The sequence below is a fragment of the Streptomyces bathyalis genome (assembly GCF_015910445.1).
GTDB classification, from domain to species: Bacteria; Actinomycetota; Actinomycetes; order Streptomycetales; family Streptomycetaceae; genus Streptomyces; species Streptomyces bathyalis.
Map to the genome: position 1 here is coordinate 2,566,183 of NZ_CP048882.1, position 25,369 is coordinate 2,591,551.

26 protein-coding genes and 3 pseudogenes are annotated in these 25,369 nt (G+C 69.7%); 16 read left to right on the forward strand and 13 right to left on the reverse strand.

Annotated elements, in window-relative coordinates; all coding sequences use genetic code 11:
• Positions 1 to 21: 21 nt before the first annotated feature.
• Positions 22 to 519, reverse strand: a complete 498-nt coding sequence (gene greA, locus G4Z16_RS10955; protein ID WP_070019663.1) for a transcription elongation factor GreA — start codon at positions 517 to 519, stop codon at positions 22 to 24.
• A gap of 131 nt (positions 520 to 650) precedes the next feature.
• Positions 651 to 1,112: a DUF4307 domain-containing protein gene (locus tag G4Z16_RS10960; RefSeq protein ID WP_197350642.1), complete on the reverse strand. Its 462-nt coding sequence runs from the start codon at positions 1,110 to 1,112 to the stop codon at positions 651 to 653.
• A 113-nt stretch (positions 1,113 to 1,225) separates the two neighbouring features.
• Between G4Z16_RS10960 and mca the strand changes: the two genes are divergently transcribed.
• Genes mca through msrA form a run of 3 tightly spaced genes read left to right on the forward strand, consistent with a single transcriptional unit; the run spans position 1,226 to position 3,093 of the window.
• A complete protein-coding gene (gene mca, locus G4Z16_RS10965) occupies positions 1,226 to 2,095 on the forward strand; it encodes a mycothiol conjugate amidase Mca (protein WP_197350643.1) in 870 nt (289 codons plus the stop codon).
• A 4-nt stretch (positions 2,096 to 2,099) separates the two neighbouring features.
• Entirely contained in the window at positions 2,100 to 2,393 is a 294-nt protein-coding gene (locus G4Z16_RS10970; protein ID WP_197350644.1) for a hypothetical protein, read from the forward strand.
• A 34-nt stretch (positions 2,394 to 2,427) separates the two neighbouring features.
• Positions 2,428 to 3,093, forward strand: a complete 666-nt coding sequence (msrA, locus tag G4Z16_RS10975) for a peptide-methionine (S)-S-oxide reductase MsrA (RefSeq protein ID WP_197350645.1) — start codon at positions 2,428 to 2,430, stop codon at positions 3,091 to 3,093.
• A gap of 75 nt (positions 3,094 to 3,168) precedes the next feature.
• Here msrA and G4Z16_RS10980 read toward each other — a convergent pair whose 3' ends face one another.
• Entirely contained in the window at positions 3,169 to 3,654 is a 486-nt protein-coding gene (locus G4Z16_RS10980) for a hypothetical protein (RefSeq protein ID WP_197350646.1), read from the reverse strand.
• Between the two features lie 25 nt (positions 3,655 to 3,679).
• Positions 3,680 to 4,027, reverse strand: a complete 348-nt coding sequence (locus G4Z16_RS10985; protein ID WP_197350647.1) for a GntR family transcriptional regulator — start codon at positions 4,025 to 4,027, stop codon at positions 3,680 to 3,682.
• A gap of 402 nt (positions 4,028 to 4,429) precedes the next feature.
• On the opposite strand from G4Z16_RS10985, the gene G4Z16_RS10990 reads away from it, so the two are divergent.
• Positions 4,430 to 5,527, forward strand: coding sequence for a DUF4037 domain-containing protein (locus tag G4Z16_RS10990; protein WP_197350648.1), 1,098 nt, complete (start codon positions 4,430 to 4,432; stop codon positions 5,525 to 5,527).
• Positions 5,528 to 5,551: 24 nt separating this feature from the next.
• Here G4Z16_RS10990 and G4Z16_RS10995 read toward each other — a convergent pair whose 3' ends face one another.
• Complete coding sequence (locus tag G4Z16_RS10995) at positions 5,552 to 5,794, reverse strand: hypothetical protein (protein WP_197350649.1); 243 nt, start codon at positions 5,792 to 5,794, stop codon at positions 5,552 to 5,554.
• Entirely contained in the window at positions 5,791 to 6,225 is a 435-nt protein-coding gene (locus G4Z16_RS11000) for a DUF1622 domain-containing protein (protein ID WP_197350650.1), read from the reverse strand. Before G4Z16_RS11000 ends, G4Z16_RS10995 begins: the two co-directional genes overlap by 4 nt.
• Positions 6,226 to 6,455: 230 nt before the next feature.
• On the opposite strand from G4Z16_RS11000, the gene G4Z16_RS11005 reads away from it, so the two are divergent.
• Positions 6,456 to 7,460, forward strand: a complete 1,005-nt coding sequence (locus G4Z16_RS11005) for a Ppx/GppA family phosphatase (RefSeq protein ID WP_197350651.1) — start codon at positions 6,456 to 6,458, stop codon at positions 7,458 to 7,460.
• Positions 7,461 to 7,515: 55 nt separating this feature from the next.
• Here the strand turns inward: G4Z16_RS11005 and G4Z16_RS32445 are convergent.
• The 4 genes and pseudogenes from G4Z16_RS32445 to G4Z16_RS11025 all read right to left on the reverse strand — a co-directional run.
• Positions 7,516 to 7,626 (reverse strand): annotated as a pseudogene (locus G4Z16_RS32445) (VOC family protein); the annotation flags it as partial.
• A gap of 338 nt (positions 7,627 to 7,964) precedes the next feature.
• Entirely contained in the window at positions 7,965 to 9,245 is a 1,281-nt protein-coding gene (locus G4Z16_RS11015) for an ATP-grasp domain-containing protein (protein ID WP_197350652.1), read from the reverse strand.
• A gap of 227 nt (positions 9,246 to 9,472) precedes the next feature.
• Positions 9,473 to 10,344, reverse strand: a pseudogene (locus G4Z16_RS32450) (FHA domain-containing protein); the annotation flags it as partial.
• A gap of 386 nt (positions 10,345 to 10,730) precedes the next feature.
• Positions 10,731 to 11,573 (reverse strand): IclR family transcriptional regulator, encoded by an 843-nt coding sequence (locus tag G4Z16_RS11025; protein ID WP_197350654.1) that lies wholly within the window; start codon positions 11,571 to 11,573, stop codon positions 10,731 to 10,733.
• Between the two features lie 146 nt (positions 11,574 to 11,719).
• On the opposite strand from G4Z16_RS11025, the gene G4Z16_RS11030 reads away from it, so the two are divergent.
• The 5 genes from G4Z16_RS11030 to G4Z16_RS11050 all read left to right on the forward strand — a co-directional run bounded on the left by G4Z16_RS11030 (position 11,720) and on the right by G4Z16_RS11050 (position 16,908).
• Positions 11,720 to 13,258, forward strand: coding sequence for an SLC13 family permease (locus tag G4Z16_RS11030; protein WP_197350655.1), 1,539 nt, complete (start codon positions 11,720 to 11,722; stop codon positions 13,256 to 13,258).
• Between the two features lie 110 nt (positions 13,259 to 13,368).
• Complete coding sequence (locus G4Z16_RS11035) at positions 13,369 to 14,688, forward strand: MmgE/PrpD family protein (RefSeq protein WP_197350656.1); 1,320 nt, start codon at positions 13,369 to 13,371, stop codon at positions 14,686 to 14,688.
• Entirely contained in the window at positions 14,688 to 15,353 is a 666-nt protein-coding gene (locus tag G4Z16_RS11040; RefSeq protein ID WP_197350657.1) for an MmgE/PrpD family protein, read from the forward strand. Before G4Z16_RS11035 ends, G4Z16_RS11040 begins: the two co-directional genes overlap by 1 nt.
• A 288-nt stretch (positions 15,354 to 15,641) precedes the next feature.
• The gene (locus G4Z16_RS11045) at positions 15,642 to 16,295 is read left to right on the forward strand and encodes a ClpP family protease (protein ID WP_197350658.1); all 654 of its coding nucleotides are present in this window, start codon (positions 15,642 to 15,644) and stop codon (positions 16,293 to 16,295) included.
• A gap of 1 nt (position 16,296) precedes the next feature.
• Entirely contained in the window at positions 16,297 to 16,908 is a 612-nt protein-coding gene (locus G4Z16_RS11050) for a ClpP family protease (protein WP_197350659.1), read from the forward strand.
• A gap of 245 nt (positions 16,909 to 17,153) precedes the next feature.
• On the opposite strand, the pseudogene G4Z16_RS11055 reads toward G4Z16_RS11050, so the two are convergent.
• A pseudogene (locus tag G4Z16_RS11055) lies at positions 17,154 to 17,495 on the reverse strand (helix-turn-helix domain-containing protein); the annotation flags it as partial.
• Positions 17,496 to 17,722: 227 nt separating this feature from the next.
• Here G4Z16_RS11055 and G4Z16_RS11060 point away from each other — a divergent pair.
• From G4Z16_RS11060 to G4Z16_RS11075, 4 genes are all read left to right on the forward strand, one after another.
• Positions 17,723 to 18,244: a DinB family protein gene (locus tag G4Z16_RS11060; protein ID WP_197354348.1), complete on the forward strand. Its 522-nt coding sequence runs from the start codon at positions 17,723 to 17,725 to the stop codon at positions 18,242 to 18,244.
• A gap of 95 nt (positions 18,245 to 18,339) precedes the next feature.
• Positions 18,340 to 19,218: a MerR family transcriptional regulator gene (locus G4Z16_RS11065; protein ID WP_197350660.1), complete on the forward strand. Its 879-nt coding sequence runs from the start codon at positions 18,340 to 18,342 to the stop codon at positions 19,216 to 19,218.
• Positions 19,215 to 20,069, forward strand: coding sequence for a hypothetical protein (locus G4Z16_RS11070; protein WP_197350661.1), 855 nt, complete (start codon positions 19,215 to 19,217; stop codon positions 20,067 to 20,069). Before G4Z16_RS11065 ends, G4Z16_RS11070 begins: the two co-directional genes overlap by 4 nt.
• A 53-nt stretch (positions 20,070 to 20,122) precedes the next feature.
• Positions 20,123 to 20,497, forward strand: a complete 375-nt coding sequence (locus tag G4Z16_RS11075; RefSeq protein ID WP_343070798.1) for a hypothetical protein — start codon at positions 20,123 to 20,125, stop codon at positions 20,495 to 20,497.
• Between the two features lie 339 nt (positions 20,498 to 20,836).
• On the opposite strand, the gene G4Z16_RS11080 is transcribed toward G4Z16_RS11075, so the two are convergent.
• Complete coding sequence (locus G4Z16_RS11080; RefSeq protein ID WP_197350662.1) at positions 20,837 to 21,391, reverse strand: hypothetical protein; 555 nt, start codon at positions 21,389 to 21,391, stop codon at positions 20,837 to 20,839.
• 500 nt (positions 21,392 to 21,891) lie between these two features.
• Between G4Z16_RS11080 and G4Z16_RS11085 the strand changes: the two genes are divergently transcribed.
• Together G4Z16_RS11085 and G4Z16_RS11090 are read left to right on the forward strand one after the other, a co-directional pair.
• Positions 21,892 to 23,217 (forward strand): MFS transporter, encoded by a 1,326-nt coding sequence (locus G4Z16_RS11085; RefSeq protein WP_197350663.1) that lies wholly within the window; start codon positions 21,892 to 21,894, stop codon positions 23,215 to 23,217.
• A 144-nt stretch (positions 23,218 to 23,361) separates the two neighbouring features.
• The gene (locus G4Z16_RS11090; protein ID WP_197350664.1) at positions 23,362 to 23,892 is read left to right on the forward strand and encodes a type 1 glutamine amidotransferase domain-containing protein; all 531 of its coding nucleotides are present in this window, start codon (positions 23,362 to 23,364) and stop codon (positions 23,890 to 23,892) included.
• Positions 23,893 to 24,016: 124 nt separating this feature from the next.
• On the opposite strand, the gene G4Z16_RS11095 is transcribed toward G4Z16_RS11090, so the two are convergent.
• On the reverse strand, positions 24,017 to 25,258 hold the full coding sequence (locus tag G4Z16_RS11095) for a L,D-transpeptidase (protein ID WP_197350665.1): 1,242 nt from the start codon (positions 25,256 to 25,258) through the stop codon (positions 24,017 to 24,019).
• Positions 25,259 to 25,369: the final 111 nt, after the last annotated feature.

Here is a 25,369-nt window from a genome sequence, read left to right on the forward strand (position 1 = left end):
CCTCCGCGGGCGTGAAGCGCCTCAGCCCTGGTACGGCTTCGCCTCAAGGATCTTCACCGACGCCATCTTCCCGTTCGGCAGTTCGTACTCGGCGTCCGTACCGACCTTCTTGCCGTTCACGCCGCTGCCCAGCGGCGACTGCGGCGAGTACGTCTCGATCTCCGAGCTCGCGTACTCGCGCGAAGCGAGAAGGAAAGTCACCGTGTCGTCCTCGTCACCGTCGAAGGCGATCGTCACGACCATCCCGGGAGCCACCACTCCGGTGTCCGCGGGAGCCTCGCCGACCTTGGCGTTCTCCAGCAGCTGTTCGAGCTGCCGCACCCTCAGCTCCTGCTTGCCCTGCTCCTCCTTGGCCGCGTGGTACCCGCCGTTCTCGCGGAGGTCACCCTCTTCGCGAGCTGCCTCGATCTTCTTGGAGATCTCGGTACGTGCAGGACCCGACAGGTACTCCAGCTCGGCCTTGAGCTGGTCGTACGCCTCCTGGGTGAGCCAGGTGACGTTGTCGCTGGTCTGGGTCACAGGTGCTCCTCGTCGGTACTGGGAATAAAAACATCGCCCTGCCCAGAGGCTGCGCCTTCGGGGTGGGGCGGAAACTACGAGCCTAACAATTCAGGTGGAAAAGGGAAGAAGGTCGAACGCTGCGTACGGTCTCAGTGACCTTCGGTTTCCCGCGGTTCGCAGCCCACCAGCTCGGCGCTCGTGGCACGCCTCGTGGTCCGTACGGAAACGACTTGGTCCACCTGCTCCGCGCCGCCCGCGATGGTGACGTCCTTGCGCCCGACCTCACCGCCGTCGGCGGCACGCGTACGCAAGGTGCACACTCCCGTCGCGTCCGCGTCCTTGCGGACCTCGAGGTGCACTTCCACCGTACGGCCGGAGACCACCTTGAACTTGATCACCTGACCGCTCACCGGCTGCCCGCCGATGTAGTCCGCGCCGAACCAGGCGACGCCCGCGAGCGACAGCACGGCCAGCACCCCGCCGACGATCTTCAGCTTCCGGTCGGTGCGCGCGTCGCGCCCCAGACCGCCCGAGGCCCCGTACCGTCCCTCCGGCGGACCGTCGGCAGCGGGGGCGCGCCCGGCGCCGTCAGCGCGTCGCACGTCAGCCATGGCCGGGTCCACTTTCGTCGCGTCGATGGGCGGGGGACATCGGGAATACATCCGGATGCCGATTCGGTCACTATAGGTGTCGCCCGCCATGACGAGTTGACGAGGACCGAGTCTTGACTGAGCAGCTGCGACTGATGGCCGTACACGCCCACCCCGACGACGAGTCGAGCAAGGGCGCGGCCACCATGGCCAAGTACGTTTCCGAGGGGGTGGACGTGCTGGTCGCGACCTGCACAGGAGGCGAGCGGGGCTCCATCCTCAACCCCAAGCTCCAGGGTGATCCCTACATCGAGGAGCACATCCACGAGGTCCGCAAGAAGGAGATGGACGAGGCCCGGGAGATCCTCGGCGTGAAGCAGGCATGGCTCGGCTTCGTCGACTCCGGGCTTCCGGAGGGCGACCCGCTGCCGCCGCTGCCCGAGGGCTGTTTCGCCGTGCAGGACGTGGACGTGGCGGCCGGCGCTCTGGTGCGCCTCATCAGGGACTTCAAACCGCACGTGATGACCACGTACGACGAGAACGGCGGCTATCCGCACCCCGACCACATCATGACCCACAAGATCTCGATGGCGGCCTTCGAGGCCGCGGGCGACCCCGAGAAGTATCCGGAGGCCGGCCCCGTATGGCAGCCGCAGAAGATCTACTACAACCAGGGCTTCAACCGCCCGCGCACCGAGGCCCTGCACAAGGGCCTGCTGGACCGCGGCCTGGACTCCCCTTACGGGGAGTGGCTGGAGCGCTGGAAGTCGATGGGCCGCGAGCGCACGCTCACCACCTACGTGCCGTGCGGCGACTTCTTCGAGATCCGCGACAAGGCGCTCATCGCGCACGCCACGCAGATCGACCCCGACGGCGGCTGGTTCCGCGTCCCCCTGGAGTTCCAGCGGGAGGTCTGGCCGACGGAGGAGTACGAGCTCGCGAAGTCCCTCGTGGATACGTCGCTACCCGAGGACGACCTCTTCGCGGGCATCCGCGACAATTGAAGGTATGACCCTGACGAGTCCGGCCCAGACCGCCGCCTTCCAGGTCCTTCCGCTGGCGAAGGACCTGGATGAGAACAAGGTGACGCCAGGCGTTCTCGGCTTCGTCGTCTTCGCCGTGATGGGAATCGCGGTGTGGATGCTGATGAAGTCGATGCACCGGCACATGCAGAAGGTCGACTTCGAGGAGACGCCCGCGGGCGGCGCGGGCGACGGCAACAAGCCCGCGGCCTCCGCCTCGCCCGCCCCCTCCTCGTCCGCGACGGCCCGTGACGGGAAGAGTTCCGGGCCCGGCGTCTGACCGGTCCGACACGACGTACGACGGGAGTTCCGCCATGCTTTTCGGCAGCCACAAGAATCACCTCCCGACCGCGGACGAGGCCCTGCCGGGCCGCCCCGAACGCGAGTTCAGGGTCCCCGAGCGCCACACCGTCCTCGGCAACCCTCTGCTGGGCCCCTACCCGGAGGGCCTTGAGGTGGCGGACTTCGCCATGGGCTGCTTCTGGGGCGCCGAGCGGATCTTCTGGCGCGCCGACGGCGTCTGGACGACCCTCGTCGGCTACCAGGGCGGCCACACCCCGAACCCGACCTACGAAGAGGTCTGTTCCGGCATGACCGGGCACACCGAGGGGGTGCGCGTGGTCTTCGACCCGTCGAAGATCTCGTACGAGAACCTGCTCAAGCTCTTCTGGGAGTCCCACGACCCCACGCAGGGCTTCCGCCAGGGCAACGACACGGGCACCCAGTACCGGTCGGCGATCCACACCCACGGCCCCGCCCAGCAGGCGGCGGCCGAGGCCTCGCGGGACGCGTACCAGAAGGAGCTGACCGCCGCCCGCCACGCAGCGATCACCACGGAGATCCTCCCCGCGGCCGACCGCCCCTTCTACCCGGCCGAGGGCTACCACCAGCAGTACCTGGACAAGAATCCGGCAGGCTACTGCGGCATCGGCGGCACGGGCGTGAGCTGCCCGGTGGGGGTCGCGCCGGCCGAAGGGTGAGCCACGGTCTCTGACGAGATCATTCCGCGCTGTGCGGTGCGCCGGAGGTGGCGTGGTCGGGGCGGCGCACTCTCCTCAAGCAGACTGGGCCTCGTGGATCGCCATGACAGCCGCGCGGGCGTCCGGCACGGTGACGGTCACGGTTCGGCCGGTTCGCAAGGTCAGCTGCAAGGTCGGCCCGGAGCGGACTGTGCAATACGTACGGCGAGGGGTCCACCAGAACCCGAAGGCCACGTACCACGGGTGGAGATCGATCACCTCGGCACGCTCGACCTGTTCGAGGCCGTAGGTGCAGCGCGGCCACCCGAGCGGCCCGAACCTGACCGAAATCCCGTTGGGACCCGCCGCCGTCCTGACGCTGGACCCGGTCAGCGCGTTCACGAGCCCAACGGCGGCGGCGACCAGCAGCGGTACCACAAAGCCACGCCAATTCTCGTTCGACGAACCCCCCATGACCAGCAGCGGTGCCATCGGCACGACGCTGAGAACCACCATGGGCCAGTTCGTGACGCGCCCGGTGTAGATCGAGTACCGGCCCCGGCCAGCGAATGCGGATGCCATCACTGGGCACCGTCCTCTCGGTGGATCACGTCAACTCCTCTATGAGGCGTATCAATTCGCTGCGCCCGAGCCCGTGCCGGCGAGCCACGGCCACCAGGGCCCGAGCTGCCTCGGTGACCGGGGCCGGCTCCGTGACGGCTGACGCGACCCGCGCCCCGCGGCCCCGGCGAAACTCCAGCAAGCCCTCGTCCCGCAGCTGCCGGTAGGCGGCAAGCACGGTGTTGCGGTCGACCGACAGAGCCTCCGCCAGCTCAACCGCCGGAGGAAGCTGCTCACCAACCGTCAACTCACCCGAAGCCACGTCTTGACGGACACAACTGGCGATCTGGTGCTGCAGCAGCTCTCGCGACGAATGATCGATTACCCATCTCATGGTGCTAGCACCATTAGCACCATGAGTCGTCGCGTCAACCCCTCGGACCAGACCGGCGACAATCCTGGCCCACTCGTCACACGGGCTCCGGGACTGCCAGGCCACCTTCGTCGACGATCCCGCCCAGCGCTCACCACGTGCGCCGCGACGTTCCGCGACTCCGGATGTGCGCACCGCGATGGCAGTGCCCGGAGCACGGGTGATTCCGATAGCTGACCGATGTCCCCCGGCGCCGAGCGGTCCGCCGCGTGCCGCGGGCCCTGTGCGGAAGGGCGCGACCAGCCGCAGCACGGGCGCCTGCGAAGGCGACCGCCACGCATCAGAAGGCCCAGCGGGCGGCGGGATACGGCTCGAAGCTGAAATTCGCTGGCCGCCGGGAGGCGGACTCAGCAGGCTGAGCGCATGACGGCTCCCGCTGAGTTCCTCCCGGGTCTTGAGTTGTCACGGGTCTTCTACGAGGACGCGGTACGGCCGATCCTCGACAGCGAGTATCCGGGGCTGAGATACGCGGCTGCTCGGGTCGGCAGCGGATCGGAGGTGCTTGGTTTCGACACCGCGCGGTCGGCGGACCACGAGTGGGGTCCGCGACTGGATCTGTTCCTGGCGCCGGATGAGGCCGACGCGCACCGAGGGGACCTGCATCGGATCCTGTCGGACCGGTTGCCGAAGCAAGTGCGCGGTTGGCCCACGCACTTCAGCCACGGCGATCCGGCCGACCCGGTCGGTCACATGGCCCCCACGGACGGACCCGTCAATCACCGGGTCTCCGTGACCGATGTCGGCGGCTGGCTGAACGCCCGGCTCGGCATCGACGCCGGGAACGCCGAACCGGCCATCCATGACTGGCTGGCGATGCCGCAGCAGAAGCTCGCCGAGGTAACCAATGGCGCGGTGTTCCACGACGGGCCGGGGACCCTGACTTCGGTGCGGCGGCAACTGGCCTGGTATCCCGACCAGGTGTGGCGGTATCTGCTGGCCTGCCAGTGGCAGCGCGTCTCCCAGGAAGAGGCGTTCGTCGGACGCTGTGCGGAGGTCGGGGACGACATCGGGTCCTCGGTGGTCGCAGGGCGGCTGGTGCGCGACCTGATGCGGCTGTGCCTGCTGCTGGAGCGGCGGTATGCGCCGTACAGCAAGTGGCTTGGCAGGGCCTTCGGACGCCTGCAGGCCGCGGGAGAGCTGACGCCGTCGCTGCAGGGCGCGCTGACCGCGACGAAGTACCCGGCGAGAGAACGCCATCTGTGCGACGCGTACGAGGGCGTGGCCGAGCTGCAGAACGCCACCGGGCTTGCCCGGCCTGTGGACCCGACGCGTCGGCCCTACCACAGCCGCCCCTTCCAGGTGCTGCACGCCGAACGCTTCGCCGAGGCCCTTCTGGAGACCGTCACCGACCCCGAGCTGCGCGCCCTGCCCCTGACCGGGAGCGTGGATCAGTGGGCGGACAGCACCGACTTCCTCGCGGAGCAGCGCCTCGTGCGTGGGGTCCTCGACGCCCTGCCGTGAAGCGTTCGGCGGGACCCGATTCGCTCAGGTGCTTTTCTCTGCGATGCCGAACGCGGCGACCTTGCGGACGGCGATGATCGCGACCGTCAGCAGGATGCTGCTCCATGACAGGTCGCCCGCGAGGCGGATCAGTCCTGCCGCCATGAGGAAGTCCAGGAGCAGCGGCAGGGCGACGCGGATCGTGCGCGTGGCCGCGTAGGCCACCAGGAAGGACAGGACGCCGACCGCGGTGATCAGCAGCGCGCCCGCCTCGATCGCAGCGTTCACCCCAGGGCGCCCTTCGCTCCGCCAGGACCGGCTCCGGCGTCCGGCTGAGGTTCTGCCGCGGCGTCGCGTTCGAGCTCTGCACGTTCATGGGCGATCTCGCGGCCCAGGAAGTAGTTGAGCGCCGTCCGGATGGCGGCGATCGCGGCGAGCTGCCCGATCTCGGTGAAACTGGGCGCCACCGCGGTACGCAGCACATCGCCCGCCAGCTGGAATTCGAGCCCCAGCACGAGATATCTGCCCAGGGTCAGCCGGATCCGGTTGAACCCCTTCACGTGCCCCCTGCCACGCACCACGGACGTGATGAAACTGCCGAACGCCCAGACCGCCCCCACAAAAATGATCAACGCGCCTGCGGTCTCCACCAGACGTACGAGGACACCGATAGCCTCACGCAGATTCGACTCCGGCAGTACCTCCCACGAAAGGATCATGTCTGGCCGTTACCCGCCCGCTGGATCGCCTCTCACGGAGCGACTCCAGGCCCTTCCAATGGCAGACACCCGGCCCGGATCCATCGCCCCGCCACGGGTTCGGATCCACCGCCGCCACGGGTTCGGGTCCACCGCCGCCACGGGCTCAGGGGGTTCGTCCAGTCGGATTCACCCACTCCAGGCCCCCCGACCAGGGAGTCTTCCGGCGCCTGAGGGGTACTCAGGCGGGCATGCGAGTCGGAGTGATCGATGCGGGATCGAATACTGTGCGCCTGGTCATCGCGGACGCGGAGGGGCAGGTGCCACTGCCGGTGCACACCTCCAAGCGACGGCTGAGGCTGGCGGAGCACGTGGGCCGTGACGGCCGGCTCGCTCACGCGCCGGTCCAGCAACTCACCGACGCCGTGGCCGCGGCCCAGCAGGAGGCGCAACGGTGGGGAGTGTCCGCTCCACTCGCCTTCGGCACCGCCGTCGTGCGCGACGCACCGAACTGCACGGAGGTGCTGCAAGCGGTACAGGACGGCAGCGGCGTGCGGTTGGCCATCCTGCCCGGCGAGGTCGAGGCGGAGCTGGCCTTCTTGGCGGCCCGTCGCTGGATGGGCTGGCGTGCCGGGCCGCTGGCCCTGCTCGACATCGGCGGCGGCTCGCTCGAGGTGGCCGTGGGCCGGGGGAAGCTGCCGGGCTTCGCCGTCTCCCTGCCACTGGGCGCCGGCCGGCTGACCCGCGAATTCCTTCACGAGCAGGACCCGCCGTCGAAGCAGGCCATCAAGGCCCTGCGTCGCCACGTCCGTCATCAACTGCGCGACGCGGCCGCACGAGTCCGCTGGGAGACGCCGCAGACCACGGTCGTCACCTCCCGTACCTTTCAGCAGCTGGCCCGGCTCTCCGGAGCACCGCCGGGCCGCCACGGGCCCTTCGTGCAACGCGAGATGGCCCGCTCCGACCTCCGCGAGGCCGTCCGCCAGCTGCGGTCCATGCCCGCAGCCGAGCGCACCGGGCTTCCCGGCATCTCCGCAGCTCGCGCCGGACAGTCGCTGGCGGGCGCCGTCGTCGGGCACACCGCGCTGAAGCTGATGGGCATCGAGACGGTGACGGTCTGCCCATGGGCCGTACGGGAGGGGATCCTGCTGCGGCTGATCGAGGACGGCGATGCCACGTGGTGGACATCGCAGGCTGCCGAGGACGACACCGCGAACAGGAACCGGGCTCCCTTGCACCTTGCCAGTACCCGGTGACGGGAACCGGCGCCGCTCAGCGGATGGAAACCCCCGGCTGTGGGCGCCCCGCCGGCTACTCCCTGCAGAGGCAGAACGGGTGGCCGGCCGGGTCCGCGTAGACCCGGAAACCCCTCGCACCGTTGTCGTCATCGAGGTCGAGTGGCCTGGCACCGAGGCCCAGGACAGTCCAGGGCGACGAGACAGAACCTCACAAGAGCCATGGCGTCCTCCGTACTTCATCTCGGGCCGCGCGTCGGCAGCTACGGAGGCTCGCTCGGTGCGAGCCCTGTGGGCATCGAGCAAGGTGCTGTCCCGCCCCTGGGAGAGGGAGAGCCCGGAATTCCGGCACCGCGCGGGCCAGGATTCCGGACCGGTCCGGTCGAGCCGCGGCCATGCGCCCTCACCGCGTCACCGCAACCCTGCCCCTTCACCGCGTCACCGCGTCCCGCGAACCACCGCGTCAACACCGAAGTGCTCTGCCCGAGCCAGGCGGTCCCACGACGGCACGGCCTGCACCGCCTCCTAGTCCTCGAACTCGAAGGGCAGGAGTTCGACGCAGCGCTGGTACCTCGCCTCCAGCTCGGCCTCGTCCTGAGCGCCGATGTAGAGGGCTGCCAGCTCGTAGCTGTAGCTGTCCTGCGCCGACAGGTCGGACAGGCGCTGCCCCTGGGTGGCGGTGATGTCCACGATCGTGTCGGGCACCTCTCGCTCGACCCGTGCGATGTCGTCCTCGCTCGGGCTCCGGCTCACGTACCCGTCGGAGAACCGCCGCAGGAACCACTTCCCGGAGACCTTGTACTCGCCCTTGCGGTACGGCAGTTCGGGGTCCCGGCCCAGCGCGAGGCTGATCAGGCACTGGTGGTTGGGCACGCCGTCGACGTACTCGAACAGCGGGGCGTGCGACTGCGAGAGCCTCGGGTTGACTTCGATGATGTCCAGGCGGTCCCGTTCCTGGTCCCAGAAGAACTCGATGTTGAACGTCGAGTTGTCCAGGCCGACCTGCTGCACGACCCGGGTGGAGATGTCGCACATCTCCTCGGCGAGAGCTTCCGGTACGGAGGAGGGGTACTGGTACCGCAGGAAGCTGGAAGTGCCCTCGTACAGGACGGAGTCGATCACGCCGTAGCAGTGGACCTTGCTGTCGATGCTGTAGCCCTCGACGGTGAGCTGCCGGCCGGAGATCTCCTCTTCGGCCAGGCACGCCGCCTGGCCACCCGCCGCCTCGACCTCGGGCGGAAGGTCCAACTTCGACAGCACGACGTCGAATGCCTCGCCGATCCCGCCGATTCCGTCCCGGATCTGGGCGACGGCGTCGTCGAACTGCTCGTTGTCCTCCACCCGGAACGCCAGGGCCGACGAGTACGACTTCACCGGCTTCAGCCACATCGGGAAGCGGAGCTCCGCCGGCCGGCTCGGATCATCGAGGTCCACCAGGGCGAATCCCGGGTGCGCGTCGCAGACCTTCTGCTGCTCGAGCCGGCTCCAGTACTTGTCCTCGCACTTCACGACCGATTCCAGCGAAGCGCCCGGCAGGCCGTAGCGCTCGCACAGGATCGGCACCATGGAGCTCACCGGGAAGTCCCAGTACCCCACGATCGCGTCGATGGGCCCGTCGAACGCCTCCAACCTGCGTTCTGCCTTCTCGATCAGACTTCGAAGGGGCACATGCTCATCCTCCATGAGCTCCTCCTTGCCGAGCAGCGCATGGAAGCGATATGCGGACAAGTGGGGCAGATCGTGCAAGAGTTCATGGTTGCGTTCGTCGAGGCCCAGTACGAAAACGTTCTCCGGCCTGCTGACCATTCGAGTCACTTCCCTGCGTTCGTCGTTCCTGCTCACGTGTGAGAACCGCGGGTTCACCGGCCGTTCCGAGTGGTTCCGCCGACCCGGCGGTAACCGGCACCTGCTGCTCCCAAGTTCGGGATGACTGCGGTACCCCTCCCTTGGCATGCCACACCGCCGCGCGACAAGCAGCCGCCCGCTCGCCAGGGTTGTTCGCTTGGTGTTCGACCGACGCCTCCGGAGCGCTGGTCCCGCATGGCCTCGGGTTCGTGTCGCAGCAGGCGGGCGACGGCGAAGCCGCAGGCCAGGCCCAGCGCCAGGAGCACGCTGAGGTCGAAGCCCACTGGGTGACCGTGTGGGCCCACAGCGGGTCGAGGTCGTCCGGCCGTTCGAGTCCCATGGCGGCAATGTGTGCGCGAGGTCGAGTGTGGTGCCGGCCCCTGCCACGGCCCAGCGCGCAGGCATCAGCCAGCCGACCTGTTCGAGGCCCGGTGCCTCGAACAGCTTGAAGAGGACACCCGTGAACACGACTTGGACGACGGCGAACATCACGAGCAGCGGCATGGTCTTCTCGGGGGTCTTCACCAGCGAGGAGATGACCAGACCGAACATCATCGACGTGAAGCCCAGCGCGCTGATCACCACGCAGACCTCGACGGCTGTGGGCACTAGCAGGCAGCACAAGCATCAGCGCCATGAAGCCCTTGTCCGAGGCGATGACGGAGACATAGCGGCGGACCAGCGTCCACAACTGCCCTAGCCAGCGCTGCGGTTTGGGCGGCAGCGAGGCCCGGCGGGGCCTGTCCGGACGGCCGCCCGGCGCCGGCGGCGGGACGGCGGAGTCGATTTCCGCGGCGCAGAGTTCGTACTGCCGGGAATCGCCAGCGCCCTTCCCAGTCGTCCTCGCGATGGTTCTCGAAGGCCGAGAAGACATCGGCCCAGCTCTCGTGGCCGAGGAAGCCGAGCGCGTCGTCCGGCGGGCCGAAGTACGCCACCGAACCCCTGGGGGCATCACCAACAGCCGGTCGCACAGGGACAGTTCGGCCATGGAGTGCGTGACGACCAGGACGGTGCGGCCGCCGTCGGCGAGACCGCGCAGCAGCTGCATGACGTCGAGATCCCGGTGGTCGTAAAGAACGTCGCCGCGGTAGGCGGGCCGGTAGCCGGTGAGCGCGCGAAGGAGGGTGGACTTTCCGGATCCCGACGGGCACCGGGTGCAGCGGGAGGGACGCCGATGGCAAGGGCGCTCACGCGGGTCGGAGGACCATGGGAGCACTGCCACACAAGAAAACCCGGGCCGTCGGCCCGGGTCGGAGCGATTTCCGTGCGTACACATGGCCCCCGGAAATCCTGATCGACGCTTTCACGCCTCTCAGAATTCACCGGGAACCCGGCCGGTGCCGAAAGGTGCCCCTTTTACAAGGCCCTCTCGTTATTCACCGACCCAATTGCCAGGATTACTCCGATTTGCCCGCCCGTCAAGCGATCCCGAAACCCAGTTTGGGTTCAGGGCTGCGCAGGGCCGGTCGGCGCGGGGTTCGCGCCCGTGTACCCGAGGCGTTCCGAGAGCTGTTCGGCCGCCTCTTCCGCCAGTGGAACCAGGGCGAGGAGTTCGTCCCGTCCCGCACGTACGGACGGGATCGAGATGCTGAGCGCGGCCGCGACGACTCCGCGGTGGTCCCGCACGGGAACCGCGAGAGCCACCACGCCGGGCACGCGCTCCTGGAGCGACAGTGCGAATCCGTCCCGCAGGATCGCGGTCAGCTCGGACGTGAGGTCGGCGGCGTCGAGTTCGGATTCCCCGTCCGCGGTGGGAATCGCTCCTTCCAGCACACGCCTGCGCAGTTCCTCGCCGGCGTGCGCGAGCAGCAGCTTGCCGGGGGCGCCCTGATAAGGGGGACGGGGCGCACCGAGGTCGGTGTAGGTCCGCCGGAGCGCGTGCGGGGACTCGGCCTGGGCGATCGTGCGCCTGCTGGGCAGGTCGTCGAGGATGTGCAGGCCCACCGTCTCGGTGCTGCGGTCGCGTAGCCACGCCATGACCGGTCCGGCCTGCGCCTCCAGCGAGATCTGCTGGCGTGCGACCTCGGCCAGGCCCAGCAGGCGCGGGCCCAGGCAGTAGCTGGTCGTGTCTGGCACCTGGGTCAGCAGCCCGTGCGAGACGAGGGCGGCCACCAGCCGGTGGGCGGTGCCGCGCGCGAGGCCCGTCGCACGGGCGAGTTCGGAGACCCCGACGACCGGCCGTGCCGTGGAGAAGACCGACAGCAGCGACATGGCCCTGTCGATCGACTGCACGCCAGGCACGCCGTGCTGCCCTGACACCTTGCCCCCCGCGCCCTTCGTGTCCCCCACGCCCGTCGCACTCCCGCCTTCGTTTCCCCGTGCCGGTCCCTTGCGCACTGTGGACGGCCGACTCTATCGTGCCCGCAATCCAAAACGCCGTACCGCAATATGGGCAGCTATCGGGCCAGAGCCGCAGAGCCGCACAGGAGGCCGGGGTGGAGACGACGACGGCAACAAAGCCGGAGACGGAGAGGGCGCAGGACCGACAGGAACGCTTCGACCACGCGCGCCACCGCGTTGGACTGCTCCTGGGGCCCCTCGCCTTCGCCGCGGTCCTGCTGTTCGGCGGCGGGCTGCCGACCGCGCAGCGCACACTCACCGCGATCTTCGCGCTCGTGATGATCTGGTGGATCTCGGAGGCGATACCCCTCGCGGTCACCGCGCTGCTCGCCATCGCGCTGTGCGTGCTGCTGGGAGTCGGCGACGAGGACGCCGTGTTCGGCGCGCTCGGCAGCGACACGATCTTCACCTTCCTCGGCGGCTTCGTGATCGCCCGCGCCATGACCGTGCACGGACTGGACCGGCGCATCGCCCTGCGCCTGCTGGCCGTCCGGGGCGTGGTCCGCTCACCGGCACGCATGGTCATCGCCTTCGGGTGCCTCGCCGCCGCGATATCCGCGTTCGTCTCCAACACGGCGACGGTGGCGATGCTGTTCCCCATCGCGCTCGGCATGATCTCCTCGGTCAGCTCGATCAGCGCGGCGGATTCCGGCCATGACCTGCGCCGCTCGCGCATTTCGATCGCGCTGCTGCTGATGGTCGCCTACGGGGCGAGCATCGGCGGGCTCTTCACGCCCGTCGGCGCACCGCACCAGCTCATCGGCCGCCAGCTGATCGAGGAGCAGACCGGCGAGAACATCGACTTCCTGCACTGGGTCGGCCTGTTCGCGCCGATCGTGCTCGTCATGTTCGTCGTGCTGTGCGTGGTCCTCCTGCTGCTGAACCGCCCGGAGGTCAAGCGGCTGGAGGGAGCCGAGGAGTACGTCGCCGCCGAGCGGGCGAAGCTCCACACCTTCAGCCCGGGCGAGCGGAACACCTGCATCGCCTTCGCGGTCGCGGTCCTGCTGTGGGTCTCCCCCAGCGTCCTGCAGGCCGTCCTGGGCGAGGAGCACCCCTTCGCCGAACTGATCGCCACTCACGTCACCGAGGGCGTGGCCGCGATTCTCGCGGCCACGCTGCTGTTCCTGCTGCCGCTGCCGGGGCCGGGGAACAAGGCCACGCTGGAGTGGTCCGACGCGGCGAAGATCGACTGGGGCACGATCCTGCTCTTCGGCGCCGGCATCGTGCTCGGCACCCTGAGCGCCGACACGGGCCTCGCCAAGACGCTCGGCGGCGCGCTGTCCGATCTGATCGGCGTCTCCTCGCTGACGAGCGTGACGATCCTGGCGGCCGTCACCGGGGTGCTCATCTCCGAGTCGACGAGCAACACGGCGAGCGTCGGCATCGTGCTGCCGATCGTGCTGCCCATGGCGCAGGCGCTCCACGTGGACCCGCTCATCCCCGGTTTGGTGGCCACCGCGGCGACGGGCTACGGGTTCATGCTCCCGGTCTCGACCCCGCCGAACGCGATCGTCTACGGCTCGGGGCTCATCCCCATCACGCGCATGGTCCGTACGGGAGTCGTCTTCGACGTGCTCGGCATGACGGTCCTGGTGACCGGGGTGCTGACGATCGGACCGCTGCTGGGCCTGTGACCACGGGCGCCACCACGCCGCTCACGAACCGGACGACCGAGCCGGAGGACCGAACCGGACGACCGACCCGGTCAACCGAAGCGAACACGCAGGATGGAAGAGGGACTTCATTGGTCAGCAGCCGCACAGCCGAGGTGATCACCGAGGCGGTGGAGCAGCCCCTGCCCGAGGACGTGCTCACCATGGCACGCCGCACTCTGCTCAACGTGGCAGGGACCGCGATCGGCGCCAGCCGGCACCAGGCGGTCGACGCGGTGGTCTCCGGTTCCCGGGGCGCCGCACGCGTACCGGGACGCAAGGAGAGGACCGCTCCGCTCGACGCCGCGCTCGCCACCGGGATCGCAGCACATCTCGACGACTTCGACGACACACACCTGGCCACCGTCATCCATCCGGGAGCCGCCTGCCTCGGCGTGCTGGCCGCCCTCGAACCCGAGGCGGGCGCCGCGTCCGCGACGGACGTGCTGACCGCCTACGCGTGGGGCTGCGAGCTCCAACTGCGCCTTGGAGTGGCCGTCTCTCCCTCGCACTACGACCTGGGCTGGCACATCACGGGAACCTGCGGGGCGTTCGGCGCGGCCGCGACGTCCGCCCTGCTGCTCGGCCTGCGCGGTGAGCGCCTGGCGGCAGCGCTGTCGTGGGGAATCAGCCGCGGTCTCGGCATGCGGGAGGGCTTCGGCACCATGACGAAGCCGTTCCACCCGGGCAAGGCCGCGGCCAACGGCCTGCTGGCGACGCGGCTCGCCGCCGCGGGCGCACCCGCACCGGGCGACGCCCTCGGGGAGTTCACCGCCCGGCTGACCAGGGAGTACGACGAACGGCAGTTCCTCGGCGGACTCGGCGACCGCTTCGAACTGCGGCGCAACACCTTCAAGCCGTACCCCTGCGGCATCGTCACGCACCCCGCGATCGAGGCGGGCGAACACCTCGCCGCGCCCATCCGGGACGCGGGCGGAGCCGATGAGGTCGCCGGCGTCGAGGTCCACTGCCATCCGCTGGTCCCCGAACTCACGGGGAACCCCGACCCGGCGGACGGTCTGCGGGCGCGGTTCTCCACGGTGCACGGCGTGGCTGCGGGCCTGCTGCTCGGACTCGTCGATCTCTCCGCGTACGAGGACGAGTTCGTCACCTCGGAGGCGATGGAGCGGATGCGCGGCAAGGTACGCCTCGTGGCCTCGCCGGAACGCGACCGGGCGGAGGCCGAGGTCGTGGTGACCATGGCGGACGGCACCACGCTGCGGCACCACGTTGCGGCGGCACGCGGCAGCGAGCAGGTGCCGATGACGGAGGACGACCTGCACGGCAAGGTCTCGCGCCTCATCGACCCGGTGCTGCCCGGGAGGACGGACTCCGTCGCAGGGGCCGTCGCGGGCGAGGGACCCGCCTATCTGACCGCGCTCATGAACGCCTGCACCGGGGAGGAGAACTGATGACGCAGGTCAGCGGTTCGCTGGTTCGATTCGCTCTGTCCGCAGAGCCCTCCGTTCCGGACGGGCTGCGCGCGGCGGTGCCAGATCCTGCCGCGGCGGCTTCTCCTCCCACCAAGGAGGAGCACGTGGCGGCCCTGCGCTCGGCCTACCCGGACGGGGATCCCCGCGCCGACGCGCTGGAGGCCGCGACGGCGCTCGTGCATGCCGGCCACCACCCGCTGGTCGCCGCGACCGCCGCAGCGGCCCGCCACCGCAACGGCGCGCGCGCGGAGGAAGCGGCCGTGCTCGGATGCGAGATCGCGTGCAGGATGGCGGCCGCCCTGGGGGTTCGGCCGGACGAACTGTCCGTCGTAGGCGCCGCGCTGGCCGCGTCTACGGCGCCCGCGGGCGGGCTGTACGCACTCGGGCTCGCCGCCACCCAGGTGACCAGCGCCACGGGGAGCTCCGACGAGCCCCGCGAGGTCACCGCCCTGCGCACCGGCCTCGCGGCTGCGGACGGAGTCGAGGCCGCGCTGCTCGGCGACCGCGGGTTCACCGCACCGGAGGCGCCGGTCGAAGGCCGCCGGGGGCTCCTCGCCCTGCTCGCACCCGACGCGGACGCGCAGGAGCTGGTGCGGGACCTGGGCACCCGGTGGTACGCGGAGGCGGTCGTGGGGACGGGCTGACCCGCCCCTGCGACGAGGGCCCGGTCCGCGCAGGCCGCCGCGGCGCGCGACCGGGCCCTGCCCGTCGTGGACGGCGACGGCGTGATCGGCATGACCCTGCCCTCGCCCGGGCGGTCGGGCGCGTGCCCTCCACACGTCCGCCCATGTGCCGCGACCTGCGCGGACGGTGCGCTCTGCCCTGGGCGAATCTGCTGCGGGGCGAGATCGCTGACGTGGCGCCCCTGACAGGCCAAAGCTGAAGTGAGAGCCGCGGACGACGCCGCGGACGCATCACGATCAGGAGGGCCCATGTCGCCACTCGCCATTCCACTGGACCTCGCCTCGCCCCCGCGGGCCGAGGAGGGGGACACCGTCCGGTCGCGGTTCGACGATCATCTGGCCGCGCAGCTCCTCACGCAGCGCATCGTCTTCCTGAGCAGCGAGGTCGACGACGCCTCCGCCAACCGCGTCTGCGCGCAGCTGCTCCTGCTCTCCGCGGAGGATCCGCGCACCGACATCAGCCTGTGCATCAACAGCCCCGGCGGATCGGTCACCGCAGGGCTGGCGATCTACGACACGATGCGGCTGATCCCCAACGACGTCTCCACGCTGGCCATGGGCTTCGCCGCGAGCATGGGCCAGTTCCTCGTCACGGTGGGAGCGGCGGGAAAGCGCTACGCGCTCCCCAACTCGCGGATCATGATGCACCAGCCCTCCGCCGGCATCGGCGGACCGGCGGCGGACATCGCGATCCAGGCCGAGAACCTCCAGTACATGAAGAAGGCCATCGAGCGGATCACCGCCGAGCACACCGGCCAGAGCGAGGAGACGATCTCGCGGGACGGCGACCGCGACCGCTGGTTCACGGCCGAACAGGCCCTGGAGTACGGGATGGTGGACCGGGTCGTGGAGTCGCTGGACGACGTACGCCCGGCCGCCCCGAAGCGGAGGGTGGGTCTCTGAGATGAGCCAGTACACGATCCCGACCGTCATCGAGCGCACTCCGCAGGGGGAGCGCGCGTACGACATCTACAGCAGGCTGCTCTCCGAGCGCGTGATCTTCCTCGGCACGGAGATCGACGACGGGGTGGCCAACGTCGTCATCGCACAGCTGCTCCACCTGGAGTCCTCGGCGCCCGAACGCGAGATCGCGATCTACATCAACTCGCCTGGCGGCTCCTACACTTCGCTCACCGCCATCTACGACACGATGACCTTCGTCGGCGCTCCGATCTCGACGTTCTGCGTGGGTCAGGCCGCGTCGACCGCCGCCGTGCTGCTGGCCGGGGGCGATCCCGGGCGGCGGTTCGTGCTGGAGCACTCGCGCGTGCTGCTGGGCCAGCCTGCGAGCGGCGGCAGCCGTGGCACCGTCTCCGACCTGAGCCTCCAGGCCAAGGAGATGCTCAGGATCCGCTCCGAGGTGGAGGAGATCCTCTCCAGGCACACCCACCACGAAGTCGCGGCCCTGAGGGCGGACATGGACCGCGACAAGGTCTTCACCGCGCACGAGGCCGTCGCGTACGGGCTGGCCGACGAGGTGCTCAGCCGACGGCAGCTGGCGGCCGCGGCGGCCTGATGCGGTGCCGTGGCCGCCGGGGTTCCTCAAGCGGCGAGCCGCACGTCGCCCGGCCGTGGTCCCGCCGGCCGGGCGGCGGCCCGCCGGGTGCTCAGCGTCGACACGGACGTGACCGTGGCGTCATCGCTCTCCTCGGCGGCCGCACAGTCGCCGTCGAGGCCGTCGGGGAGGGAGCCGCCGGCCGCCGTGGGCGCAGCCGGCGGCGAAGCGGCGGGAGCGGGCGGCGCCACCCGCCGGACCACGGACGGACGGCCCGGCCGCGCACGGCGTTCCAGCTCGCCCTGGACCAGGCCCAGCACTTCGGCCAGGCTCAGGCCCAGCGCCCGGGCGGCAGCGGCGAGCACCTCGGACGAGGCTTCCTTGCGCCCCCGCTCGACCTCGGAGAGATAGGGCATCGAGATCCGGGCCGCCTCGGCCACGTCCTTGAGGGTGCGCTCCTGGGCGAGGCGCTCGCCGCGCAGCACGCCGCCGACGACGTGCCGCCACAGCGGCTCCTTGGCCGCGGGCGCCGTGGCCTCGGGAACCGGCACGGCAGTGGCCGGACGCAGTGGGACGACGCGGGCCCTGTCGGGCGGGTGTGTGCTCACCACTTCAGATTAGGAGCGCCGCGCCGAGCCGGAAGGGGGACGGCGTGCACTTCCGCCACCGGCGAAACGAGCCGGTGCACGCACGCACCCCCGGCCTGGGGCCAGTCCGGCGGGCGGGCGGAAATTCCGTGGCAGCGCACGCCCGTTCGGTGGAAGCTCAGGGAATGGAGACTGTCGCGGAATCAGCAGCGGAGCACGGGCCCGAGCGGCGCTTCGGGTGGTCGGACATGTTCGTGCACCCCGACGACGATCCCCGCTCCCAGGACGGATACGAGGACGAGCGCGCCTCCCTCACCGGCTACCTGCACGACCAGCGGCTGACGCTTCAGATGAAGTGTTCCGGTCTCGACGCCGCCGCACTGGGCAGGCGCTCCGTCGAGCCGTCCAACCTGTCGCTGCTGGGCCTGGTGCGCCACATGGCGGGGGTGGAGCAGAGCTGGTTCCGGCGCGTGCTGGCCGGGCAGGACGTTCCGCGGCACTACCGCTCCGAGGCCGACCGCGACGGCGACTTCAACGGAGCGGTCGCGGAGCCGGAGGTCGTCGCCGAGGCGTGGGAGACATGGCGTGCGGAGGTCGCCTTCGCGGAGCGGTTCGTACGGGACGCGCCGAGCATGGACTTCTCCGTCACGCACGAAGGGGAGCCGCTGACCCTCAGGGACGTGCTCGTGCACATGATCGAGGAGTACGCCCGCCACAACGGCCACGCGGACCTGCTCCGCGAGCGCATCGACGGACGCGTCGGCCAGTAGCGGCACCGAGCCCCAGCCCCCCGGGAAGACACCCCGCGGGCGCCGCGCGGCCATCGTATTGACCTTGTCGTTACGTCAAGGTCTTCAATCAAGGCATGCGAATCGGCGAACTCGCCGCCCTGGTCGGAGTCTCCACCAGGACCGTGCGGCACTACCACCGCCTCGGGCTCCTCCCCGAACCCGTACGGCTCTCCAACGGCTACCGCGACTACCGGCTGCGCGACGCCGTCGTGCTCGCGCGGGTACGGCGGCTCGCGGAGCTGGGGCTGTCCCTGGACGAGATCGGCGATGTGCTGGCCGAGGACCGGGACCTCGAACTGCGCGAGGTTCTCATGGAGCTGGACGCCGACCTGGCGCGGCAGCAGGCGACGATCGGCGAGCGGCGCGAGCGGCTCGCGGCCCTGCTGGCCGACCCCGACCTGCACCCCGACTCGGCGGTGTCCCCCGAGATGGCGGCCGTCCTGCGCGAACTGCCCACCGGTGGCTCGGAGTTCGCCGAGACGGATCGCGAGATGCTCACGCTCGTGTGCGCCATGGCGCCGCCCGAGGAACGGGAGCGCCTTCTCGGCCTGCTGCGGCCGCTCACCGAGCCCGAGGCCGTCGCCCGAGGCCAGGCCCTCTATGAACGCCTCGACGAGCTGACCGAGGCCTCGCCCTCCGATCCCCGGGTGGCGCCGCTCGCCGCGGACCTCGCGGCTCACATCCCCGAGGAGATGGCTGCACTGATGATCGAGAACCTCCATTCGGCACCGGAGCAGTTGCGACCGTCCGGCTCGGAGAGCCCTTCGGGAAGCCGGCCCGGGACCGGGCCCGGGACCCGGGCCGTCCCCGGGCGTTGGGAGGAGGGGCGGTCGATGGAAGCAGTGTTCGCCGAGATGCCCCCCGCGCAGGCGGAGGTCTTCCGCCTCGCCGTGGCCGCCATGACGGACCGGGCACGGAACCAGGACCAGGACCAGGAAGGTGGGGGGACATGATGCTCAAGACCGCCCGCGCCGCCCTTTTCGCCGTCCTCCCGGCGGAAGCGCTGACGGTGGTGCTGCTCGTCTCCGGCGTCGCGCTCCCCGAGTCCGTCCTCGTGGCGGCCGAACTGGCCGTCACGGCGGTGCTCGTGCTGGAGGGCGTCACCGCGTACCGGCTCTACGGGGCCGCGGTCCGCGAGGGCTCGGACCGCCGTACGGCACTTCGGGCCACCGTGGACTCCCTGGTGCCGGCACGGGTGCGCCGCGTCATGTCCTTCGACGTGCGGGGAATGGTGAGCCTCGCCCTGTGGATCGCCCGCCGGCGCGACGGCGTGCCGCCGGGAGCCGTCGCCGTCCCGTACTCGCGCGAACAGAGCCCGTTCCTGCTGCTCATCCTCTTCGTGACGGTCCTGGAGACGGCCGGCACGGAGGTGCTGCTGCGGGGGCTGGGCGCACCGGCCGGTCTGCGCACCGTGATGCTGGTGCTGGATCTGTACGCGACGGCCGCGGTGCTGGCGATCTGGGCGGCGGGCGTGACCCGTCCCCACGTCGTCACCGGCGGCGAACTGCGCATCCGCAGCGGGGCGTTCTTCGACCTGCGGATACCTCGCCCGCTCATCACTTCCGTACGGATCGCGCACAACTACAACGAGCGCGGCATGGTCTCCGTCGAGGAGAGGCGGCTCGCGGTGGCGGTCTCTTCCCGCACGAACGTGGTGGTGGAACTCGCGGAGCCCGTCACGGCGGTGCGTCCGCTGGGCAGCGAGGCACGCGTGAGCACGGTCCGGTTCTTCTGCGACGATCCGGGCCCCGCGCTCGCAGCGCTGCGGGAGAAACCGGCCGCCGGCGTGCCGGCGGGAGGGTGACGTCCGGTCGCCGGGTACACGCACGTCATGCGTCCGGTACCGACAGGAACGGAATGACCATGACCCTCCAGCACCCCGCCGAGCGAGGCGGCGACCAACGGGGCCGCTTCGAGCGCATGGCCGAGACAGCTTCCAATGTCACCGGCTCACCGGTCTTCTACGGCTTCTGCCTGCTCCTGATAGTCACGTTCGTCGTCGTGCACGTCACGCCCGTGCCGGTGAGCTGGATGATCTTCGTGGGCGACATGATGGCCGCGGTGAGTCTGCTGCTGCTCGCCCTGCTCAAGAACACCGAGCGGCGCGCCGAGCACGCGCTCCAGCGCAAACTGGACGCGATAGCCAGGGTGCTGCTCGAGGAGCACGACGGGGGTTCTCACAAGGCCCGCGAGAGTCTGCGCGAGGCGATCCGCATGGACGAGAACGTCTGAGGCACGGGATCGCTGCGAGGACCGCCGCTTGGCGCCGATAAACCGGCCGCCCTCCCGCAGCGCGCAGCCAGGCGGGTCGGCGGACGGCACCGGTGGCTCCGGTGCCGTCCGCCATGGACCGGGCAACGGCCTGCGCACCTCGATCAGGACGGGATCAGGACGCCGACAGGACGGCCGCTCGCCTCGTTCCGCATGGCGGAGCCGGTTGTCCCCCGGGGGTCCCCCCGGCGAAGCCAGGGGGACTGACGGCCCGGGCGGTGCCCCCGGCTCCTTCGTTCGCATTCCCCCGCGGCCGCAGGCGGCCGCGTATCACCCGTGGTGGAGCAGGAACCGCGTGCGTCAGCTGTTGGCAGCTGTGTTGATCATCTCCCGGGCCTTGGCCTCGTTCTGGTCGTAGCGCTCGGGGAAGGCGGAACGCTGAACGCTCTGGGCGAGCTGACCGGCGGTCATGCTCGGGTCGTTCTGGTCGTTCGGGATGGCCTGGTCGAGGAACGCGTTGGTCGCGTAGACCGGGTCCAGGATCTGCTCGGGCGTGCCCCAGCCGGCGCTGGGCCGCTGCTGGAAGACGCCGAGCGAGTCGCGGTCGCCACAGTTGAGGTTGTTCATGTGGGACTCGACCCAGCCGGCCTCGAACGCGGCGAGCATGACCTTGTCATTCACGCCACGCTGAGTCGCGACGTCGTGGACGGTGTTGATGATGGCGGCGTCGAAGTCCGGCGGGACCGCGCACTTCTCGTCCAGGATCTCGGCGTTGGCACGCTTGTCCTTGGCCTTCACGTCGGCCTCACCGGCGCTGGCCGTCACGGCCAGTCCGCCGGCGACGAGCACGGCCGCGGCCATCGCGCTGGCGCCGCGGATCACCGTCTTGCGTCTGATCTTCGTGGTGAACGTCATCGGGTATTTCCTTCCAGGTGGGGACAGGAACGCGCGTAGATACGCATCCCTGCTGGCGCGGAACCCTGTAACGCTCGCCACTCCCCTGGGCCTTGCGGTGACCTGCGGAAGTGCGAGCAATCGATTTCGTTGCGGGACGGTACAAGTCTGACGGTGACGCGTCAATGGACGCTGGTTTTCACACTCCAGACACAAGGAGCAGATCCCAAAAAGGGTTCAGGAAGCGGAAAATGAGCCGCCAACCAGCCACTGTCCCGGCGCGGAAATCGCAGGTGACATTCACAGGTCTTCACGAAATCGATTTCGCGTAGGCGTTCCTGTGGCGACATGCGGTGATCACCCCGGGCCTCACAGAGGGCACGGTCGTGACACCTGTCATTGTCTAGTTGTATCGGCCATCGATATATTTCGATGTGGCGTACACCGAACTGCGTGGCGCACATCCGCACAGCCGAACCCCACCGGGACGGCTCCGCACCGAATCGAAGGGACGCCCCTCAATGAACGGGCCGGAGACGACCACACCCGAGGCGCCGGCCGGACCGGACCGGACGACGGACCGCACGGCCGCCCGGCTCGCGCCTTCCGGCACGGACTCCGGGAGCCCGGCGGCCGGCAGCTCCCGGTCCCGCACGTCGCACGACCGGCCGCCGCACCCCCGTGCGGAGAGCCCCTTCCGCCAGCCCAAAGCCGTGTGGGCCGTCGCCTTCGCCTGCGTGATCTCCTTCATGGGCATCGGGCTCGTCGACCCGATACTGCCCGCGCTCTCCAGCCAGCTCGACGCCACTCCCAGCCAGGTGACGCTGCTGTTCACCAGCTATCTGGTCGTCACCGCCGTCGCGATGCTCATAACCGGGTGGGTCTCCAGCCGGCTCGGCGCCAAGCGGACCCTCCTGGCCGGTCTCGTCCTCATCGTCGTCTTTTCGGCACTCGCCGGAGCGACCGGCAGCATCGACGGGATCATCGGATTCCGCGCCGGCTGGGGCCTGGGGAACGCGCTGTTCATCGCGACCTCCCTCGCCGTCATCGTCGGATCCGCCAGCGGTGGCTTCGCGGGCGCGATCGTCCTGTACGAGACGGCGCTCGGCGTCGGCATCGCCACCGGACCGCTGCTGGGCGGACTGCTCGGCAACGTCAGCTGGCGCGGACCGTTCTTCGGCGTGGCCGTCCTGATGGCGGGCGCGCTCGTCGCCACCGCCGTGCTTCTCCCCCGCACGAAGGCCCCCGAGCGGCCCGAATCGCTCGTCGAACCGCTCGCGGCTCTGCGTCACCGCGCGCTCGCCACCACCAGCCTCACCGGCCTTCTCTACAACTGGGGCTTCTTCACGATGCTCGGCTACGCGCCGTTCCTGATGGACCTCGATGCGATCGAACTGGGCTGGGTCTTCTTCGCGTGGGGTTTGCTCGTCGCAGTGTTCGCGGTGTTCGGGGCGCCCGCGCTGCGCGGCTGGTTCGGCACCCCACGCACGCTCTACGGCAATCTGCTCTTCATGGCCGCGGACCTGGCCGTGATCGGCATCTTCCCCGGCGAGCGCTGGGTCGTGATCGGGGCGGTCATCGCCGCCGGCGCCTTCATCGGCGTCAACAACACCCTCGTCACGACTGCCGTGATGAGCATCGCGCCCGTGCCGCGTCCGGTCGCCTCCGCGACGTACGGCTTCGTGCGCTTCATCGGCGGAGGCCTGGCGCCCTTCGCCGCGGGCAAGCTCGTCGAGCACTACAACGCCCATGTCCCCTTCATCCTCGGCGCGGTGAGCGTCACCGCGGGCGCCGTGCTGCTCTCGACGGTTCACCGCTCCCTCGACGAGGCGGACAGGGCGGCCTGATACGCCGCGCCTTCCCCCTGCCCCGGCCCTCCTGACCTGCCCGCTGCCGGGCAGTCCCGGGCATGACGTGCGCGACACCGGGGACCCGGTCAGGGCAAGCGAAGAATCCCTCGCGCAGACCGCGCGCGGAAGGAAGTGGCCAGAATGCGCATCGCCTTTCTCATGGCCCCCGAAGGGGTCGAGCAGGTGGAGCTGACGGAGCCCTGGAAGGCCGTGAAGGACGCCGGGCACACGCCCCGGCTGGTGTCGACGACGGCGGGCCGCATCCAGGCGTTCAACCACCTCGACGAGGCCGACACCTTCCAGGTGGACCAGACGGTCGACGAGGCCGCGGCCGATCAGTACGAAGCCCTGCTCCTGCCCGGCGGAGTGGCGAACCCGGATGCGCTGCGGCTGGACGACGACGCCGTGCGACTGGTGAAGACGTTCTGTGAGACGGGCAAGCTCGTCGCGGCGATCTGCCATGCCCCGTGGACGCTGATCGAGGCGGACGTCGTGCGCGGCCGCACGCTCACGTCGTGGCCGAGCCTGGAGACCGATCTGCGCAACGCCGGCGCCCACTGGGTCGACGAGGAGGTCGTCGTGGACGAGGGCACGTACACGCTCGTCACCAGCCGGAAGCCGGGAGACCTCAAGGTGTTCAACGACGCCGTGGTGACCCAACTGAGCGGCTGAAGCTGGTACTTCGCCACCCCCGCGACCTCGTGACGGACGCAGGAGGGGCGGGGCACGGGTCGTGCGACCTGTGCCCCGCCCCTCCTGCGTTGCCGCGTGTCCTACGCGCGTGCCGGAACCCGGCTCAGACTGCCGAGCCTGCCGTCCACTGCGCCCAGCTCATGTTCCAGCCGTTGAGGCCGTTGTCCGGCTGGACGGTCTTGTCCGGGGAGCCCTTCACCTCGACGACGTCGCCGATCATCGAGTTCGAGTAGAACCAGGCGCCGTCGGTGCTGTTGTCGTGCGCACCGCGGGTGTCCTTCAGACCGACGCAGCCGTGGCTGGTGTTGCCCGAACCGAACGGCGCGCCCCAGTAGTTGCCGTGGATGAAGGTGCCGGACGTCGACAGCCGCATGGCGTGGGGGACGTCCTTGATGTCGTAGCCCTCTTCGCCCTTGCGACCGAAGCCCACGGTGTTGCCGTCCATCCGCGTCTCCTTGTGCTTCTCGGAGATCACCATCTTGCCGTTGTACGTGGGGTTCTTGGCCCCGCCGGCGGAGATGGGGATGGTCTTGAGCTTCTGGCCGTCGCGCACCACGGTCATCTGGTGGCTGTTGACGTCGACGGTGCTGACCTGCGAGCGGCCCACGTTGAAGGTGACCTTCTTGTTCTGGACGCCGGTCATGTTCTGCGAGCCCTTCACCCCGTCGAGCTTGAGGTCGAGGGTGATCTTGGAGCCGGGCTTCCAGTACTCCTGCGGGCGGAAGTCGAGGCGGGTTCCGTCGAACCAGTGCCCGACGACCTGCTGGCCGCTGGTCGAGTTGACCTTGATCGCGGACTGGACGGCCTTCTTGTTCGTGATCGGCTTGTCGAAGTTGATCGAGACCGGCATGCCCACACCGACGGTCTGGCCGTCCTCACCGGCGTAGGTGCCGATGAAGCTGTTGTCGGGCGAGACCGTGGTGAAGGTCGAGTTCTCGACGGCCTTGCGGCCCCCGCCGTCCTTCGCCTTCGCCGTGATCTTGTACTGGGTGGCCCGCTCGAGCTGCTGCTGCGGCTTCCACGACTTGCCGTCGCCCGACATGGTGCCGGTGACACTCGTGCCGGCCTCGACGGCCGTCAGCTTCACCGAGGTGAGCTTCCCCTGACTCACCGAGACGTTGCCGCCGTTGTTGATGCTCGCGCCCTCGGAACCGTCCTTGGAGGCGATCTTTATTCGAGCCTCCGAACTCTTCTTGCCGTGCGCTTCCGAGTTCGCGTTCTTGGCGTCGCCGCTGTCGGTGCCGGACGAACCGCAGGCACCCAGCGTGAGTACGCCGCCGAGCACCATGGCCGTGGCCGATACAGCCTTGCGGTGCTTACCCAGCGTCGTCACAGGCTTCTCCATTGCATCGAATCCCAAGCTCCCCGAATTCACCACGTACATCCCCCGCCGGACCAACCCGGACATGTGTGACGCAGCTCTAAGGGTTGGAACGCACTTCGGCAGGTGACCGGT

Bases quoted from the DNA above. Each gene is read 5' to 3' on its own strand.
- G4Z16_RS10960 (WP_197350642.1), bottom strand. From the start codon at position 1,112: ATGGCTGACGTGCGACGCGCTGACGGCGCCGGGCGCGCCCCCGCTGCC.
- G4Z16_RS10970 (WP_197350644.1), top strand. From the start codon at position 2,100: ATGACCCTGACGAGTCCGGCCCAGACCGCCGCCTTCCAGGTCCTTCCG.
- msrA (WP_197350645.1), top strand. From the start codon at position 2,428: ATGCTTTTCGGCAGCCACAAGAATCACCTCCCGACCGCGGACGAGGCC.
- G4Z16_RS10980 (WP_197350646.1), bottom strand. From the start codon at position 3,654: ATGGCATCCGCATTCGCTGGCCGGGGCCGGTACTCGATCTACACCGGG.
- G4Z16_RS10985 (WP_197350647.1), bottom strand. From the start codon at position 4,027: ATGAGATGGGTAATCGATCATTCGTCGCGAGAGCTGCTGCAGCACCAG.
- G4Z16_RS10990 (WP_197350648.1), top strand. From the start codon at position 4,430: ATGACGGCTCCCGCTGAGTTCCTCCCGGGTCTTGAGTTGTCACGGGTC.
- G4Z16_RS11000 (WP_197350650.1), bottom strand. From the start codon at position 6,225: ATGATCCTTTCGTGGGAGGTACTGCCGGAGTCGAATCTGCGTGAGGCT.
- G4Z16_RS11005 (WP_197350651.1), top strand. From the start codon at position 6,456: ATGCGAGTCGGAGTGATCGATGCGGGATCGAATACTGTGCGCCTGGTC.
- G4Z16_RS11015 (WP_197350652.1), bottom strand. From the start codon at position 9,245: ATGGTCAGCAGGCCGGAGAACGTTTTCGTACTGGGCCTCGACGAACGC.
- G4Z16_RS11040 (WP_197350657.1), top strand. From the start codon at position 14,688: ATGACGCAGGTCAGCGGTTCGCTGGTTCGATTCGCTCTGTCCGCAGAG.
- G4Z16_RS11045 (WP_197350658.1), top strand. From the start codon at position 15,642: ATGTCGCCACTCGCCATTCCACTGGACCTCGCCTCGCCCCCGCGGGCC.
- G4Z16_RS11050 (WP_197350659.1), top strand. From the start codon at position 16,297: ATGAGCCAGTACACGATCCCGACCGTCATCGAGCGCACTCCGCAGGGG.
- G4Z16_RS11060 (WP_197354348.1), top strand. From the start codon at position 17,723: ATGTTCGTGCACCCCGACGACGATCCCCGCTCCCAGGACGGATACGAG.
- G4Z16_RS11065 (WP_197350660.1), top strand. From the start codon at position 18,340: ATGCGAATCGGCGAACTCGCCGCCCTGGTCGGAGTCTCCACCAGGACC.
- G4Z16_RS11070 (WP_197350661.1), top strand. From the start codon at position 19,215: ATGATGCTCAAGACCGCCCGCGCCGCCCTTTTCGCCGTCCTCCCGGCG.
- G4Z16_RS11075 (WP_343070798.1), top strand. From the start codon at position 20,123: ATGACCATGACCCTCCAGCACCCCGCCGAGCGAGGCGGCGACCAACGG.
- G4Z16_RS11080 (WP_197350662.1), bottom strand. From the start codon at position 21,391: ATGACGTTCACCACGAAGATCAGACGCAAGACGGTGATCCGCGGCGCC.
- G4Z16_RS11085 (WP_197350663.1), top strand. From the start codon at position 21,892: ATGAACGGGCCGGAGACGACCACACCCGAGGCGCCGGCCGGACCGGAC.
- G4Z16_RS11090 (WP_197350664.1), top strand. From the start codon at position 23,362: ATGCGCATCGCCTTTCTCATGGCCCCCGAAGGGGTCGAGCAGGTGGAG.
- G4Z16_RS11095 (WP_197350665.1), bottom strand. From the start codon at position 25,258: ATGGAGAAGCCTGTGACGACGCTGGGTAAGCACCGCAAGGCTGTATCG.